At 55.6% G+C, this 17,380-nt stretch carries 4 protein-coding genes; all 4 read left to right on the top strand.

Annotated features, from left to right (window positions below; translation table 11 throughout):
- Positions 1-141: 141 nt before the first annotated feature.
- A complete protein-coding gene (locus BLS15_RS07930) occupies positions 142-3,450 on the top strand; it encodes a non-ribosomal peptide synthetase (protein ID WP_090511024.1) in 3,309 nt (1,102 codons plus the stop codon).
- On the top strand, positions 3,440-5,266 hold the full coding sequence (locus BLS15_RS07925) for an ABC transporter ATP-binding protein (RefSeq protein WP_090511021.1): 1,827 nt from the start codon (positions 3,440-3,442) through the stop codon (positions 5,264-5,266). Before BLS15_RS07930 ends, BLS15_RS07925 begins: the two co-directional genes overlap by 11 nt.
- The gene (locus BLS15_RS07920; RefSeq protein WP_090511018.1) at positions 5,263-6,996 is read left to right on the top strand and encodes an ABC transporter ATP-binding protein; all 1,734 of its coding nucleotides are present in this window, start codon (positions 5,263-5,265) and stop codon (positions 6,994-6,996) included. Before BLS15_RS07925 ends, BLS15_RS07920 begins: the two co-directional genes overlap by 4 nt.
- Positions 6,997-7,226: 230 nt before the next feature.
- Positions 7,227-17,380 (top strand): non-ribosomal peptide synthetase (locus BLS15_RS07915; protein ID WP_139170650.1); only part of this gene is annotated, 10,154 nt, incomplete at its 3' end.

Genomic DNA, 17,380 nt, shown 5'->3' with positions numbered 1-17,380 from the left:
CGCCTCCGCCGTCAAGCGAAAGCGGCGCGTATCCCAAGGAAGACGGCGAACAACGTCCAAGCTCATAAATGCGCAGGCCGAAAGCAAGCTTTTCGGATCTGCGCCGGGGCATGGTTTACTTCATTTTTAGGGGAGGTACGAATGAAATCTTTATTTGAAAAGGAAGAACGGTACTGGAGCGGCAAGTTTGACGCCGATGACAGCCTGAGCTTCCTTCCCTACAGTCAATCCTCCAAATTATCCGCCGACGGGGAAGCTGCGGCCGAGCTGGGCTTGCTTCACCGTACTCTGCCGAGCGAACTCTCGGAGAGAATCATTCGCCTCGCCAACGGTTCGGATTTGGCTATGTACATGATTATTTTGGCAGGAGTAAAAAGCTTGCTGTTCAAATATACCGGGCAGAACCAAGTCCTGGTCGGCATGCCTTCTTATAGCGCAGACCCCGACGGGACTCCGCCGCCGCATGACATATTGGTGATCAAGACGGCCATAAGCCGCCAGACTACGCTGAAAACCCTGCTCGGGGGCATCAAAGCTTCCATCGGCGAGGCGCTGGAGCATCAGCATCTGCCTTTTCCAAAAATGGTGGAGTCGCTCCATCTGGACTATACGGTGGACGGCCTCCCGGTCGTCAACACCGTCGCATCTTTCGCCCCGATTCATCCGGTACCGCTGGATAACCGGGTGGCGGCCGATACGGTTTTTCGCTTCGATCGCCAAAACCACTCCATCGAGCTGGAAATAAGCTTTGACGGGCAGCGGTACGAGCGGGCATTTGTGGAACAGGCGGCCGACCATCTTGTTCGGCTACTGTCCTTGCTATTATTTCAGCCGGATCTGGAGCTTGGACAAGCCGATGTGCTGTCCCTAGACGAGAGGGAGACGCTGTTGAAGCGATTTAATGACACCGAAACCGGGTTCGAGCGGGGGAAAACGATTCATGGCTTGTTCGAAGAGCAGGCGGAGTTTTACCCGGACAACGTGGCCGCCGTCATGAACGAGCGGCAGCTGACCTACCGCGAGCTGAATGAGCGATCCAACCGCCTTGCGCGGAAGCTGCGGGAGAAGGGAGTAGAAGCGGATCAACTGGTAGCGATTCTGGCTGAACGCTCGCTCGATATGGTCGTCGGCATTCTAGCGATTCTTAAAGCGGGTGGAGCCTACGTGCCTGTCGATCCCGACTACCCGGAGGAGCGCATCCGCTTCATGATCGAGGATTCGGGCGCGTCGTTATTGCTGATTCAAAAGCATCTGCACGAGAAGACCGACTTCGCAGGAACGCGCTTTGAATTGGATGATTTTGTTTGGGGCGACAGAGGGGCGGACTCCGAAGATGCACTGGACGCTTGGAACCTGGAGCCGATTTCCGGGCCGAGCAACCTGGCTTATGTCATCTACACGTCGGGAACGACCGGCAGACCGAAAGGAACGCTGATCGAGCATAAGAACGTCGTGCGCCTTCTGTTCAACGACAAGAACCTGTTCGACTTCGGTCCGTCCGACACATGGACGCTGTTCCACTCGTTCTGCTTTGATTTCTCCGTCTGGGAAATGTACGGAGCGCTGCTGTACGGAGGCAAGCTGGTCATCGTACCGCCGCTCACGGCGAAAAATCCGGCCGATTTTCTGGCGCTGCTGGGCCGCGAACAGGTCACGATTTTGAACCAGACGCCAACGTACTTCTACCAGCTGCTGCGTAAGGTCTTGGCGGACCATCCGTACGATCTGCGGATTCGCAATGTCATCTTCGGGGGCGAAGCGCTGAGTCCGCTGCTGCTCAAGGGCTTCAAGACGAAGTACCCGGAGACGAAGCTTATCAATATGTACGGCATTACCGAGACGACAGTTCACGTGACGTATAAGGAAATAACGTGGATCGAGATTGAGGCAGCGAAGAGCAATATCGGCAAGCCGATCCCGACGCTGAAGGTGTACGTCCTGGATGAAAACCGACGCCCAGTGCCGATCGGCGTAGCGGGCGAAATGTATGTGGCCGGGGAAGGCCTTGCGAGAGGATACCTGAACCGTCCGGATCTGACGGCGGAGAAGTTTGTCGATTCCCCGTTTGCGGAGGGGGAGAAACTGTACCGCTCGGGCGACTTGGCGGCTTGGCTGCCAGACGGCAACATCGAATACCTCGGCCGGATTGACCACCAGGTGAAAATCCGCGGCTACCGGATCGAGCTGGACGAAATCGAGACGCAGTTGCTGAAGATCGCCGCTGTGCAAGAAGCCAAGGTGCTAGACCGCGACGACGCGAATGGCCAAAAGCAGCTTGTCGCTTACTATGTCGCGGAAACGAGGCTGGCGGCGCATGAACTCAAAGAGGAGCTCGCCAAGCAGCTTCCAGGGTATATGATTCCTTCGCACCTCGTGCAGCTTTCGCGGATGCCGCTAACCCCGAACGGGAAAATCGACCGCAAAGCGCTGCCTGCGCCGGAGGAAGCCGCGGCCGGAGGAGCGGAATATGTTGCGCCGAGAACGCTGCTCGAAATGAAGATCGTCCGCGTCTGGCAGGATACGCTTGGCGTTCCGCAGGTCGGCGTAAAGGATAACTTTTTTGAGTTGGGTGGCAATTCGTTAACTCTGATGAGGCTCGTTCAAGCCGTTTACGATGAAACGGGCATTGAGATACCGCTGAACCGCCAATTCCATCATGTAACCGTTGAAGCCATGGCTTTCGGAGAGGGGGATCTGGGCCTCGATAAAGGGGGAGACTCCTTCATTAAGCTGAATAAAGCAGGAGATTTGAACGTGTTCTGCTTCCCTCCGGGCAGCGGCTTCGGCATCGGTTACCGGGAGCTCGCAAGCAGGCTCGACGGCCGATTCTTGCTTTACGGCATTGATTTTATCGACGATGCCGCTGATTACGAGACCATGCTGAACCGTTATGTGGACGAGATCGTCCGCATCCAGCCCGAAGGACCTTACGTGCTGCTCGGCTACTGCTTCGGGGGCAACCTGATGTTCGAGGTAGCCAAAACGATGGAGAAAAGAGGGTATTCCGTAACGGACGTACTCATGGTGGACTCGTGGATTAAGGACACGCTGACGCCATCAGAAACGTCAGAGAAAGAGCTTGAAGAAATGGTTGCCGATTACGACGAAGAAGAGAAGGAATTAATGAGCAACCCGCTTGTGCGGGAGCGGGTTCATCAGAAGGTCAAAGCGACTTTGGCATACGAAGCGCAGCTTATTAACTCCGGCACGATCCCGGCCCGGATTTACGAACTGATTGCGAAGGACAGCGAAGCGTTCCGCTTGGAGCACCAATTGCCGTCCTGGCGGGGGGCAACGACGCACGCTTACGCCGATTACCGGCTGGAGGGCGCGCATGAGGAATTGCTAGAACTCGCCCGCGTGGACGAAACGGCCATTGTCATTCGGGATATCTTAGAGCAAGTCAAGCGGCAGATCGAAGCGGAGGCCGGGGTACTGCATGGAAGCTGATCGACAGCCGTCCGTTCAAGAACAAGGCACAGCGGCGCCTTCCAAGCGCCAAACCGCTTACGCCACCTGGAAAGCGTTCCGCTGGCTGATGTCCTATGTAAGCCATCACAAAGGCTGGATGATCGTCGGTACCTCGTCCGCAATTGCCGCCGCCGTTATTGAGATATGGACGGGAAGTTTGATCGAGCAGCTGACCACCCAGGCCGAGAAGGGGGCGGGGCCTCTCGTTCTGCAAATCGTATACACGGTCTTTGTGGTCATCTTGATCGGTGTACCGACGAAGTTTTTCATGAGCTTCGGCGTGGAGCGAAGCAGCGCCTCTGCGGTGCAGGATATCCGCAACCATGTCATGCGTCATATCGGCAAACTCCCGGTCTCCTATTTGGAAAAGCAGCACTCGGGCGACGTGTTGTCGCGGATCAACAACGACCTGCAGCTTATCCAGCAGTTTATGATTCGGGATCTTGCCCAGTGGTTTTATCATCCGCTATTGTTCATCGGCTGTTTCGCTTATTTGATCTACCTTCAATGGGAGCTGATGCTGTCCAGCCTGCTGTTATTTCCCGTAGCGCTACTGGTTTCCCAATGGATCGGCAAGCAGTTGGAGCAGTTGACGGAGGAAGCCCAGGCAAACATGGGCCGAATGAACGTCAACCTCCAGGATACGCTTGGGGGTATGCCTATTGTAAAAAGCTACCTGCTATCCGGCATATTATCTCGCTCCTACCAAGTGCTGCTGCAATTGACAGCCCAAAAAAAGCTGGCCGTGAAAAAGCGTGAAGCATGGGTCAACCCGCTGCTTTCCACGCTGATGATCAGCCCGATCATTTTCGCCGTCAGTTACGGAAGCTATTTGATCTACAACGGGCAGCTAGGCGCGGGAGAGCTGATCGCCTTCCTGTACTTGCTGAATCTGTGTCTGGAGCCTCTGGAGCATATACCCGAGCTCATCACGCGGACGTTCGAAATGGCCGGCGCCCTCAGAAGGGTCTCCGAAATCGTCGAGCAGCCGACCGAAACGGAAAATGGCCGTTCGCTGCCGAAAGCGAGTACCGCCCCCATCGAGTTTCAGAACGTAACCTTCGGGTATGAGGAGAGCTCCCCGATCCTGCGGAATGTTAGCTTCACGGTGCCGGAAGGGAAGACGATCGCGCTTGTCGGAGCGAGCGGCGGAGGGAAGAGTACGGTGTTTAAACTTGTATGTGGCTTTTATCCGCTTCCGGAAGATCAGGGTGAGATCCGCGTGTTCGGCAGCCGGATCGACGGCGCCGATCCGGAGCAGCTTCGGTCACATTTTTCCGTAGTAACCCAGGATTCATATTTGTTTAGCGGCACGATCGCCGAAAATATCGGCTACGGGCGGGAAGAAGCGTCGATGGACGAGATTATCGAAGCCGCCAAAGCCGCTCAGGCGCATTCCTTCATTATGCAGCTTGAGGGTGGATACCAGACGTATGTCGGAGAACGTGGAGGCTTTTTGTCCGGCGGGCAGCGCCAGCGCATTGCAATGGCCCGGGCTTTTCTGAAGGATGCTCCCGTTCTGCTGCTGGACGAGCCAACGTCGGCTCTTGATCCGGAGTCGGAAAGCGCGGTTCAGAAAGCGCTGGGCGTATTGATGAAGCAGAGAACGACGATGGTGATTGCCCACCGGCTTTCTACAGTACAAAATGCCGACGAAATTTGGGTCATGGAACAAGGAAATATTGTGGAAAAGGGCACTCATGAACAATTGCTGGAAATGAAGGGGCTATACGCCCAGTCGTACTACCAGGAATTTACCGAGTCTGCCGAACGCAGGGAGGTTGCGTACACATGAGAAAGGGCGGATGGCTCTCGCAAGTGAAAGAACTTGGCTACTTGCTGACCTTTATGAACCGCAAGCGCAAAACCCAGTATGCCATTGGCCTGGCCGTAACGGCGCTCACCCAGACATTGTTCCTGATCGCTTTCAGTTTGATCGTACATAACTTGGTTGATTTCGCCGTGTCCCAAGATACGTCCCTGATGGTGGAAGCCTTTATTATTTTGGGCGCGGCCTTGTTCCTAGAAAATGTGATTTCTCCCTGGTTCATTTACTTATACCAGCGCAGTGTTGAGCTGACTGTGCTGAGCATCCGCAAACGTCTTTATGACAAGTTGTGCCGGGTGCGGCCGAGATTCCTGGAGCAGACGCACCATGGGGACTTGCTGTCGCGGGTGAACAACGACGTAACGACCGTTGAGTTTACATTCTCGCAGGTTTACTTCGTTTTGCTGCTTCAAGTTGTTTTTTGCATCGGCTCCATTGTCTCTATGATGTTGATCGATTGGCGGTTTGCCGGCGTATCCTTCGTCATTCTGCTGCTGTCCTCCGTGGTTAGCCTGAAATTTGCACGGGATATTCGCGTCTTGTCCGAACAAGGCTTGCAAACGCTTGGTAAAATGACCGAAAAATTCAAAGATTTTATGGGCGGCATTCAAATTGTGAAGCTGTTCCGCATCCGCACGATTTACGGCCAGTACGAGGCGTTGAACGAACAGATGACGCAGACGCTTCGGCAAACCGCTCAGAAAAACGGCATGCAGGCTGCGGTGAACCATTTTATCAGCTACGTCACGTTCTGCGGCGTCATCGTCATCGGCAGTCTTCTTTATGCCTACGGACTGATGGGCATGGGAAGCGTCGCTACCCTGGCGGTTCTGCAAGTTAATCTGACGCACGCCTTGTTGGACTTGGGGATCGTTCTGTCGATGACCCAAAATTCGCTCGCGGGCGCTCACCGAATTCAAGAGGTACTAAGAGAGGAAGAGGAACCGGAGCGTTTGGGATCTCCTTACAGCGAGCTCGTCTCGGAGGCTGCGGTGGAGTTTCGCGATGTGGAATTTTCCTATCAGGCAAATAAAAAGGTGCTTGTTGACATGTCCATGCAGGTGTTTCCCGGCCAGGTCGCCGCTATCGTGGGGGCCAGTGGCAGCGGCAAAAGTACGTTGATTAAGCTGCTGCTCGGCTTTTATCCTGTGAACAGCGGAGAAATCCTGCTCCAAGGCAAACCGTTCGGCCATTACACGCTGGACGAAATCCGCAGGCAGATTGCATACGTTCCGCAGGAACCGTTCTTATTTACCGGCACGATTGAGGAAAACATTCGCTACGGCAACCCGGATGCAACGGATGAGGAAGTAATTGAAGCGGCCAAAGCGGCGTACGCTCACCATTTCATTCAGGAACTTCCTGAACAGTATAAAACGTCGGTGGGAGAGAGGGGAGCGTCTTTGTCGGGCGGACAAAGGCAGCGAATTGCGATCGCCCGGGCAATTCTCAAAAACGCCCCGATTCTGCTGCTGGACGAAGCGACTTCTGCGCTGGATAACGAATCCCAGCATTGGGTACAGCAGGCCCTGAATGTATTGATGAAGGGGCGCACCACCATTCTGATCGCGCACCGTCTCAGCACTGTGGAACATGCGGATTTGATTACCGTCATGGACCAAGGGACGGTCGTCGAGCGGGGCTGCCATCAGGACCTGCTGGCGCTCGGGGGTTATTACGCCCGGCTGTACGGCTAGACCCGCCTTGCGGCGGGCGGTTTACGACTTGCGAATGCGACAGAGTCTTTTAGTAATCCAAGGTATAACTTTATAACTGGTTTTTCCCAGAGAACGTAGACACGAAAAAGGGGGAAGAGTCCGCAGAAGCCGTTCCGGGAATGGCCAGCGTGGTTCTTCTTAAGAGTGACTAAGTGAGATCTAGGTACAAAGCCTATCTATAAGAATCTCTAAAACGGGAGTGTGTCGATGTGAGAGAGAATACCAACGGGCAGTATGAACTTACGCAAGCCCAGCGCCGAATATGGTTCATGGAAATTATGAATCCGGGAACGTCCATCACGATGCTTTCCGCGACCTACCAGATTACGGGCCAGATCGACACACAGCTTCTGGAGCAAGCTGCGGCGGAGATCGTCAAAACCTATGACGCTTTCCGAATCCGCATTAGCGGAGATTTGCAAAATCCAACGCAGTGGTTCGAAGAGCCGGAGAATGTTCAAACCAGGATAAGCCGCCTCGAAATAGGCACAACCGAACAATTCTATGCTTGGGTGAAAGAAGTAAGCGAAAAACCGGCCAGCGTGTTCGATGATCACCTCTACCAATTTACGATTATCCATTTTGCGAACGGCCAAGTATGGCTCAATTTGACGGTAAATCATATTATCGCCGACGGCTTGTCCGTCACTGCTTTACTGCATGCGGTGATGGAAAAATACCTGGAACTGCGCAAAGGCATCTCCAGCAGTTACCTGGCCCCTTCCTATCTGGATTATATTTTAGCGGAGCGTGAATATGAGCAATCGCAGCGTTATCAAAAAGGCAAGGAATACTGGCTGACGAAGTACAACACTTTGCCTGAAACAACCGGCATTAAATCGTATCCGCCATTCGCGATCGGCAGCGAATCCAATAAACGGGCCATCACTTTGGACGGTTCCCGGTATGAACGCATTCTGGCCTTTAGCGAACAATATCAGGTCAGCTTATATACGTTATTTCTGTCCGTCATGTATGCCTTGCTATACAAGTTGACCGACAGCACCGATGTTCCGGTCGGCACGGTGTTCGCCAATCGCACCAGCAAGAAGGAAAAAGAAACGATCGGCATGTTCGTCAGCACCGTGGCTACGCGGATTCATCTGAATCCAGACGGGGACGTGCTTTCCTTGATCCAAGCGGTTTCCAAGGAGAATACGGCGGATCTGCGGTATCAGAAATACCCTTATAACCAATTGATCCAGGATTTACGCGAACAACACGGCCGCAACGATCTTTCGGGACTGTTCCGCACGTCTTTGGAATATCTGCCTTTGAAAATTGTGGAGTACGAAGAAATCAAGGTACGCCTGGAGGCTCACTTCGCTAAACACGAGATGGATGATCTGCTGCTGCGCTTCGACCATATGCTGACTGCAGGTCATGTCATTCTCCATGCTTCCTATCGTACCGGCCTGTTCGAGACGGCCGAGATTGATCGGATTATGGAACAGTATGTAACCGTTCTGGACCAGTTTCTTCAGACTCCAGAACTGCTAGTACGCGAGATTTCTCTGCTGAGCGATGAGGAGAGACACCGCATTCTGGGCGTTTTTAACCCGCCGGTGTCAGGGCTGAGCGAGTGGGAAGCATTTCATCGGTATGTTGAAAAGTTTGCCCGGGAAAATCCGGATCATCCGGCAGTCGTCTACATGGACAAGCAGCTGACCTATGGCGAATTGAACGAACGCGCCGAGCGGCTGGCTTCTCTCCTTCGCGAACAGGGCGTGGGAAGGGAGACGATTACGGGGATCTGGGCGGAGCGTTCGGTGGAACTGCTGGTCGGGGTGCTCGCCGTTTGGAAAGCCGGCGGAGCCTATGTACCGCTGGATCCCGATTATCCGGCGGAGCGGATTGAATACATGCTGAGCGATAGCGGTGCATCGGTGCTGCTTACGCAGCGTCATCTGTTGGAGCGGGCCGGAGGTTGGTTGGCCGATGACCGGCTGAAACTTCAAACTGTCAATGCCATGGACGATGAACAGATTTATAACAGGGATGCCTTAGCCGTGGAATTTGAATCTGCCGATAGTGCCCCGCAAGACTTGGCTTATGTGATTTACACCTCGGGTACGACGGGACGCCCGAAAGGCGTCATGATCGAACACGGTAGTCTCGTGAATACGGCGGATGCGTACCGTCGCGAGTATCGATTGGATCAGTTCCCGGTGCGTCTGCTGCAGCTGGCTAGCTTCTCGTTTGACGTATTCGTCGGAGACATCGCGCGGACGCTGTATAACGGAGGCACGATGGTGATTGTGCCGAAGGATGACCGGATTGACCCGAACCGCTTATACGGCTGGATTCGGGACCAAAACATTACGGTATTCGAATCGACACCTGCGCTCATCCTGCCATTCATGCAGCATATTTATGAAGAAGGGCTGGACGTTAGCTCCATGCAGTTGCTGATTACCAGCTCGGATGCTTGCAGTGTCACCGATTACCGATTGCTGCAGGAAAGATTCGGCGGACATTTCCGCATCATCAATAGCTATGGCGTTACCGAAGCGGCCATTGACAGCAGCTTTTACAGTGAGCCGCTGGATAAGCTGCCGCAGTCGGGTCATGTGCCGATCGGCAAAGCTTGGCTGAACGCCCGGTTTTACATTGTCGATGCCGCGTTAAATCCGGTTCCTGTAGGGGTTCCGGGCGAGCTTGTCATCGGCGGCGCCGGGGTGGCGCGCGGGTACTGGAACCGTCCGGACCTAACCGCCGAGAAATTTGCGGACAGCCCGTTTGTGCCGGGCGAACGTCTGTACCGTACAGGCGATTTGGCCCGCTGGCTGGAAGACGGCAACGTTGACTTCATCGGCCGGATCGACTATCAGGTGAAAATTCGTGGGTTCCGGATTGAACTCGGCGAAATTGAAACGGCCCTGCTGCGTTTCCCGGGCGTCAAGCAGGCTGTGGTGACTGACCGTACGGATGAGCAGGGGCAAAAATATTTGTGCGGCTACGTGGCGGCGGATGCTTCCTTGCAGCTGAGCGATCTGCTGTCCCAATTGAAGCAAGAGCTGCCGACCCATATGGTCCCGGCCCGTCTGGTGTCTCTTGATAAGCTTCCACTTACTCCGAACGGCAAAATTGACCGTAAAGCGCTGCCTGAACCGACCGGAGAGGTAGAAGCAGGCCGTGAGTATGTGGCTCCTCGCACAACGCTGGAAACAAGACTTGCTCTCATTTGGCAGCAGGTGCTGGGTATTGCGCGAGTTGGAGTCGAAGACGATTTCTTTGACCTGGGTGGTCATTCCTTGCGGGCCTCCACGCTGGTTTCCAAGATTCGGAAAGAGCTGCAAGTCGAGGTTCCGCTGCGGGACGTTTTCCGCTACACCACGATCGAACAGCTGGCCCAAAGAATCGGCGGTTTAAAGCAGCAGGAGGCGTATGAGATTACAAAGGCAACTGAGGCCGAGTACTATCCGGTTTCATCCGAGCAAAAGCGTCTGTACGTCCTGCGCCAGCTTGACGGGGCCGAGCGCAGCTACAATATGTCGGCGGCGCTTCTTCTCGAAGGCAAGCTGGATCGCACGCGCGTCGAGCACGCGTTCCGGGCTCTGATTCAGCGCCATGAGACGCTGCGTACCGGGATCGATCAGGTTCAAGGCGAGCTTGTGCAGCGCATCTATGACGAGGTGGAGTTTGCTGTCGATTATTTCCAGGTGGGCGAGCGGGAAGTGGACCAAGTGGTGGAAGCTTACTATTGCCCGTTTGATCTGACCAAGCCGCCACTTCTCCGTATCGGCCTAATCGAAGTCGCCGAGGATCGCCACATTCTGCTTTTCGATATGCACCATATCGTCTCGGACGGCATTTCGACAGCGCTGCTCTTCGACGAGTTCAGCCGCCTGTATCGGGGCGAGGAGCTGGCCCCGCTGCGCATTCAATACAAAGATTATGCCGTTTGGCAGCATTCCGAAGCTTACGCGCAACTGCTTCAGCCGCAGAAGGAGTACTGGCTGGAACAGTTGTCGGGCGAGCTGCCGGTCTTGGAGCTGCCGACGGACTTCCCGCGGCCAGCGGTGCAAAGCTTTGACGGCCGGACCGTGAAGTTTTATATCGGGAAAGAGCGGACGGAGAAGCTGAAGGAGCTGGCGGCACGGACCGGGACGACCCTGTACATGGTGCTGCTGTCGGCTTACTCCATCCTTATGCATAAATATTCGGGCCAGGAAGATCTGATCGTGGGAACGCCGATTGCCGGAAGAACGCAGGATGAAGTGCAGCCAATCGTAGGGATGTTTATCAACACGCTGGCCATTCGCAGCCGTCCGGAGCGTTCCAAGCCGTACCTTTCGTACCTGGAAGAAATCAAGGACATCACGCTCGGGGCTTTCGAACACCAAAATTATTTGTTCGAAGACTTGGTGGAAAGTCTTCACATTCCGCGCGCGACCGGCCGGAATCCGCTCTTTGATACGTTCTTCTCCCTGCAAAATACGGAGAACGAGCAAATTGTCATTGAGGGGCTGGAGCAATCGTTTTATCCGCTGGAAAACCAAACATCCAAGTTCGAGCTGCTCCTGGATATTTCGGAGATGGACGGTCAGCTCGAATGCCGGTTGGAGTACGCTACGGCTTTGTATAAACAGGAGACCGCGGAACGGTTCGCCAAACATTATGACAAGCTGTTAGAAACCATCGAAGCAGCTCCGGACGGGGATATTGCCTCGCTGGAAATGCTCACGGAGGAGGAAGTCCGCGAGCTGGTGCGCGGTTTCAACGATTCGGAGGCGGACTACCCGCGGCAGCAGACGATTCACGGCTTGTTCGAAGAGCAGGCGGAGCTTTACCCGGACAACGTGGCCGCCGTCATGAACGAGCGGCAGCTGACCTACCGCGAGCTGAACGAGCGATCCAACCGCCTTGCGCGGAAGCTGCGGGAGACGGGAGTAGAAGCGGACCAGCTGGTAGCGATTCTGGCCGAACGCTCGCTCGATATGGTCGTCGGCATTCTGGCGATTCTCAAAGCGGGCGGAGCCTACGTGCCTGTCGATCCCGACTACCCGGAGGAGCGCATCCGCTTCATGATCGAGGATTCGGGAGCGCCGTTATTGCTGATTCAAAAGCATCTGCACGAGAAGACCGACTTCGCAGGAACGCGCCTCGATTTGGACGATTTCGTTTGGGGTGACAGAGGGGCGGACTCCGAAGGTGCGCTGGACACTTTGAACCTGGAGCCGATTTCCGGGCCGAGCAACCTGGCTTATGTCATCTACACGTCGGGAACGACCGGCAGACCGAAAGGAACGCTGATCGAGCATAAGAACGTCGTGCGCCTTCTGTTTAACGACAAGAACCTGTTCGATTTCGATCCGTCCGACACGTGGACGCTGTTCCACTCGTTCTGCTTCGATTTCTCCGTCTGGGCAATGTACGGATCGGTGCTGTACGGAGGCAAACTGGTCATCGTACCGCCGCTCACGGCGAAAAATCCGTCCGATTTTCTGGCGCTGCTGGGCCGCGAACAGGTCACGATTTTGAACCAGACACCAACGTACTTCTACCAGCTGCTGCGTAAGGTCTTGGCGGACCATCCGTACGATCTACGGATTCGTAACGTCATCTTCGGGGGCGAAGCGTTGAGTCCACTGCTGCTCAAGGGCTTCAAGACGAAGTACCCGGAGACGAAGCTGATCAATATGTACGGTATTACCGAGACGACGGTTCACGTGACGTATAAGGAAATTACGTGGGTCGAAATGGAGGCGGCGAAGAGCAATATCGGCAAGCCGATCCCAACGCTGAGTGTGTACATCCTTGATGAAAACCGTCGTCCTGTGCCGCTCGGCGTAGCGGGCGAAATGTATGTGGCCGGGGAAGGCCTTGCGAGAGGATACCTGAACCGTCCGGATCTGACGGCGGAGAAGTTTGTCGATTCCCCGTTTGCGGAGGGGGAGAAACTGTACCGCTCGGGCGACTTGGCGGCTTGGCTGCCAGACGGCAACATCGAATACCTCGGCCGGATTGACCACCAGGTGAAAATCCGCGGCTACCGGATCGAGCTGGACGAAATCGAGACGCAGCTTCTGAACGTTGAGGGCGTGGAAGAAGCGGTGGTGATTGCCCGTCAGGACGGTGGGAGCGAGAAGGCGCTTGTCGCCTACTTTGTGGCGGACCGGACACTGACGGTCAGTGAAATGAGAACCTCACTGGCCAAGGAAATGCCGGGGTACATGATCCCGTCGTACTTCGTGCAGCTGGAGCGTATGCCGCTGACGTCCAACGGCAAAGTGGATCGCAAAGCGCTGCCGGAGCCGCAAGGCGGCTTACAAACGGGCGTCGAATTTGTAGCGCCGCGTAACCGGACGGAGTCCCAGCTTGTGAAGATCTGGGAGGAAGTGCTGGGCTTCTCCGGCATTGGAGTCCTGGACAATTTCTTCGAGCTTGGAGGCCACTCCTTGCGGGCGACGAACCTTGTCAGCAAGATTCGGAAGGAAATGAACGTCGAACTTCCGCTGCGCGATGTGTTCCGCTATATGACGGTAGAGTCGATGGCCGGGGCTATTGCCAGCTTGGAAGAAACACGGCACAGCTCGATTCCGAAAGCAGAAGAAAAAGCGTACTATCCGGTTTCCTCCGCGCAAAAAAGGCTATACGTCCTGCACCAGTTGGATGGCTCGGAGCTAAATTACAACCTCCCAAGTGTCTTACAATTGGAAGGGGCTTTGAACGAGGCCAAAGTGGAAAAGGCGCTGACTACTTTGGTGGCCCGGCACGATATGCTGCGCACCGGTTTTGAAATTGTGAATGGGGAGCCGGTTCAGCGTATTCATCCACGTGTAGCTTTCAAGGTCGAGAAGCTTCAAGCAAGTGAAGATCAGGTTGCGGCCATTCTTGAAGGCTTCATTCAGCCTTTTGACTTGACCCAGCCGCCTTTGCTGCGTGCCCTGCTGATCGAACTGGAGAAAGAGAAATTCCTGCTTGCACTGGATATTCATCATATTGGTTCCGATGGCCTTTCCATGGACGTGCTGCTGCATGAATTCGTGCGGCTTTACAATGGGGAAGAATTGCCGGAGCTGCGGATTCAATACAAGGATTACGCCGTTTGGCAGCAATCCGAGGAACAGCGCCAGCGTATCAAACAGCAGGAGGAATACTGGCGAGGGGTATTCAACTCCGAGCTTCCGGTTCTTGAGTTGCCTCTCGACTTCTCCCGCCCGGCCGTCCAGCAGTTTGACGGGCGAACGCTCACGTTTACGCTGGATGCAGAGAAAAGCGATGCTCTCAAACGGCTTGCCGGCGATTCGGGGGCGACACTGTATATGCTTCTGCTGGCTGCATACTCCGTATTGCTTCATAAATACGCGGGACAGGAAGATATCGTGGTCGGCACTCCGATTGCCGCCCGTTCTCACGCCGACCTGCAGCCGATTATCGGCATGTTCGTCAATACGCTGGCCCTTCGCTTGGGTCCGGCGGCGGAGCAGACGTTCCTGGATTACTTGCAGGAAGTGAAGGAAACGACGCTTGGAGCCTACGAGCACCAGGACTATCCGTTTGAGGAGCTGGTGGAAGCTCTTCAGGTGAGCCGGGATTTAAGCCGGAATCCGCTGTTTGACACCATGTTTTCTTTGCAAAAGCACGAAAGCTTGGATTTAACCCTGGAAGGCTTGCAATGGTCGCTGTTCGACATTGAGGAAAAGACGGCAAAGTTTGATCTTAGCTTTGATATCGTGGAAGCCGATAACGAGCTGGTTTGCAAGATCGAGTACGCTACCTCGTTGTTTAGACAGGAAACGATGGTACGGCTGGCGGGTCATTACGAGCAGCTTTTGGTGTCGATCCTGGCTCAGCCGGGTGCGCGGATTTCGGATTTAGATATATTGACGGACAGCGAAAAGCATAATTTGCTGGTCGGGTTTGACGTGTCGTCTTCGGCTCTTGCAAAGCAATCCCCTGCAGAGGGTACAGGTTTGGAGGCGGATGAGTCGTGGAGAGAGAGGACGTTCCACGAGCTGTTCGAGGAGCAGGCGGAGTGCACTCCGGGAGCGCTGGCGGTTGTCTACGAAGACAGCAAGCTGACGTATGCGGAGCTTAACGCCAAAGCGAATCGTCTGGCGTATGCACTGCGGGCGCGCGGGGTGAAGCCGGAGCAGGTGGTCGGCATTCTGGCCGGCCGTTCGGCGGAGCTGTTGATCGGGGTGCTCGCCGTATGGAAAGCGGGCGGCGCTTATGTGCCACTTGATCCGGACTATCCGGCGGAGCGGATCGAGTATATGCTCACGGACAGCGGGGCGTCGGTTCTGCTCACGCAGACCCGCCTGCTGGAGCAGGCGGAAGTTTGGCGCAGCGACGAAGCTCTAGCACTGCAAACGGTGCTTGCACTTGACGACGCTGCGACGTACAGTCTCGGAGCGGTGGAAGTGGCTGTGGGCATACAAGCTTTGGGCGAAGCAGGCGCAGAGGCGGAGGCTTTGGCGCAAGCGGAAACGGCTTCTGCCGAAACGTCCGCCACGGCAGAAGCCGAGCAGAACGTACTGGCGTCGGATCTCGCATCGAATCCGGCGAATGTGAACAAGCCGCGCGATTTGGCTTACGTCATCTACACCTCCGGTACGACTGGCCGTCCGAAGGGCGTGGCGGTGGAACACCGCAGCCTGGTGAACACGGCGGCGGGCTACCGGCGGGACTACCGCCTGGATCAGTTCCCGATCCGGCTGCTGCAACTCGCCACCTTCTCGTTCGACGTGTTCGTCGGCGACATTGCGCGGACGCTCTACAACGGTGGCACCATGGTCATCGTGCCGAAGGACGACCGGATTGATCCAACCCGCCTCTACGCCTGGATTCGCGACTACGCCGTGACGGTGTTCGAATCGACTCCGGCGCTGATCGTGCCGTTCATGGAGCATGTGTATGCCGAGGGTCTGGATCTCAGCTCGATGCAGTTGCTGCTCACAAGCTCGGATGCGTGCAGCGTAGCGGATTACCGCATCTTGCAGGAGCGCTTCGGATCGCAGTTCCGTATTATTAACAGCTACGGCGTAACGGAAGCGGCGATTGACTCCAGCTTCTATGACGAGCCGCTGGAGAAGCTGCCGAAGACGGGCAGCGTGCCGATCGGGAAAGCGTGGCTGAACGCCAAGTTCTACATCGTGGATGCGAGTCTGAAGCCGGTGCCGATCGGGGTGTTGGGCGAGCTGGTTATCGGCGGAGCGGGTGTAGCCCGCGGTTACTTGAACCGCCCGGATTTGACGGCGGAGAAATTCGTAGACAGCCCGTTCGCTGCAGGGGAGCGGCTGTACCGGACGGGCGACCTGGCGCGCTGGATGCCGGACGGCAACGTGGACTTCATCGGTCGGATCGACAACCAGGTAAAAATTCGCGGCTATCGGATTGAGACGGGCGAAGTCGAAGCGAAGATGCTGAGTGTAGGTGGCGTGAAGGAAGCGGTCGTTGTCGTCAGGGAAGATCAAGAAGGTCAGAAAGCTTTGTGCGCTTATTATACAGCGGAAGAAGGCTTGACGGCGGCAGACCTGAAGCGTGCGATTGCCAGCGAGCTGCCGGGGTACATGATACCGTCGTACTTTATGGAGCTAGAGTGCCTGCCTCTGACGCCGAACGGGAAAATCGATCGGAAGGCGCTGCCGGCGCCGGAAGGGGGAGCAAGCGCAGGCCGCGAATACGTGGCGCCGCGCACCGAACTGGAGGCGAAGCTGGCTGCCATTTGGCAGGATGTGCTTGTTCGGGAGAAGGCGGTAGGCGTAACAGACAACTTCTTTGACCTCGGCGGACACTCCCTGCGGGCGACGACGCTTGTCAGCAAAATGCATAAGGAGCTAGGCGTTGAATTCCCGCTTCGCGACGTATTCCGCTACTCGACGGTTGAGGAAATGGCCGTGGCTATGGAGCGGCTGGAGATCGGCTCGTTCACGGCTATTCCGGCTGCGGAACCTAGCGAGTATTATCCGCTCTCTTCCGCTCAGAAACGTCTCTATATCTTGAACCAGCTGGAAGGAGGCGAGCTGAGCTACAACATACCAGGAGCTATGCTGCTCGAAGGGGAGCTCGACCGGCAGCGGTTTGAAGAAGCGTTCCGCGGGCTCGTAGCTCGTCATGAAACGCTGCGTACCGGTTTTGAGATGGTAAAAGGCGAAGCGGTTCAGCGGATTTACGAAGAAGCCGCTTTCCAGGTGGAATATGTGCAGATTAGCGGGGAGCAGGCGGAAGAAACGGTGCGCCAATTCGTTCGTCCGTTTGATCTGGCGCAGCCGCCACTTCTGCGGGTAGGGCTTGCTGAACTGGCGCCGAACCGGCACATTCTAATGTTCGATACGCATCATATCGTATCTGACGGTGTTTCGATGGACGTACTGATCGAAGAGTTCGTCCGCTTGTACAGCGGGGAGCCGTTGGA

Source organism: Paenibacillus sp. cl6col, from assembly GCF_900102125.1.
Taxonomy (GTDB): domain Bacteria; phylum Bacillota; class Bacilli; order Paenibacillales; family Paenibacillaceae; genus Paenibacillus_B; species Paenibacillus_B suaedae.
The sequence above is the reverse complement of the archived record's forward strand: the minus strand, read 5'-3'. Positions and strand labels throughout refer to the sequence as shown.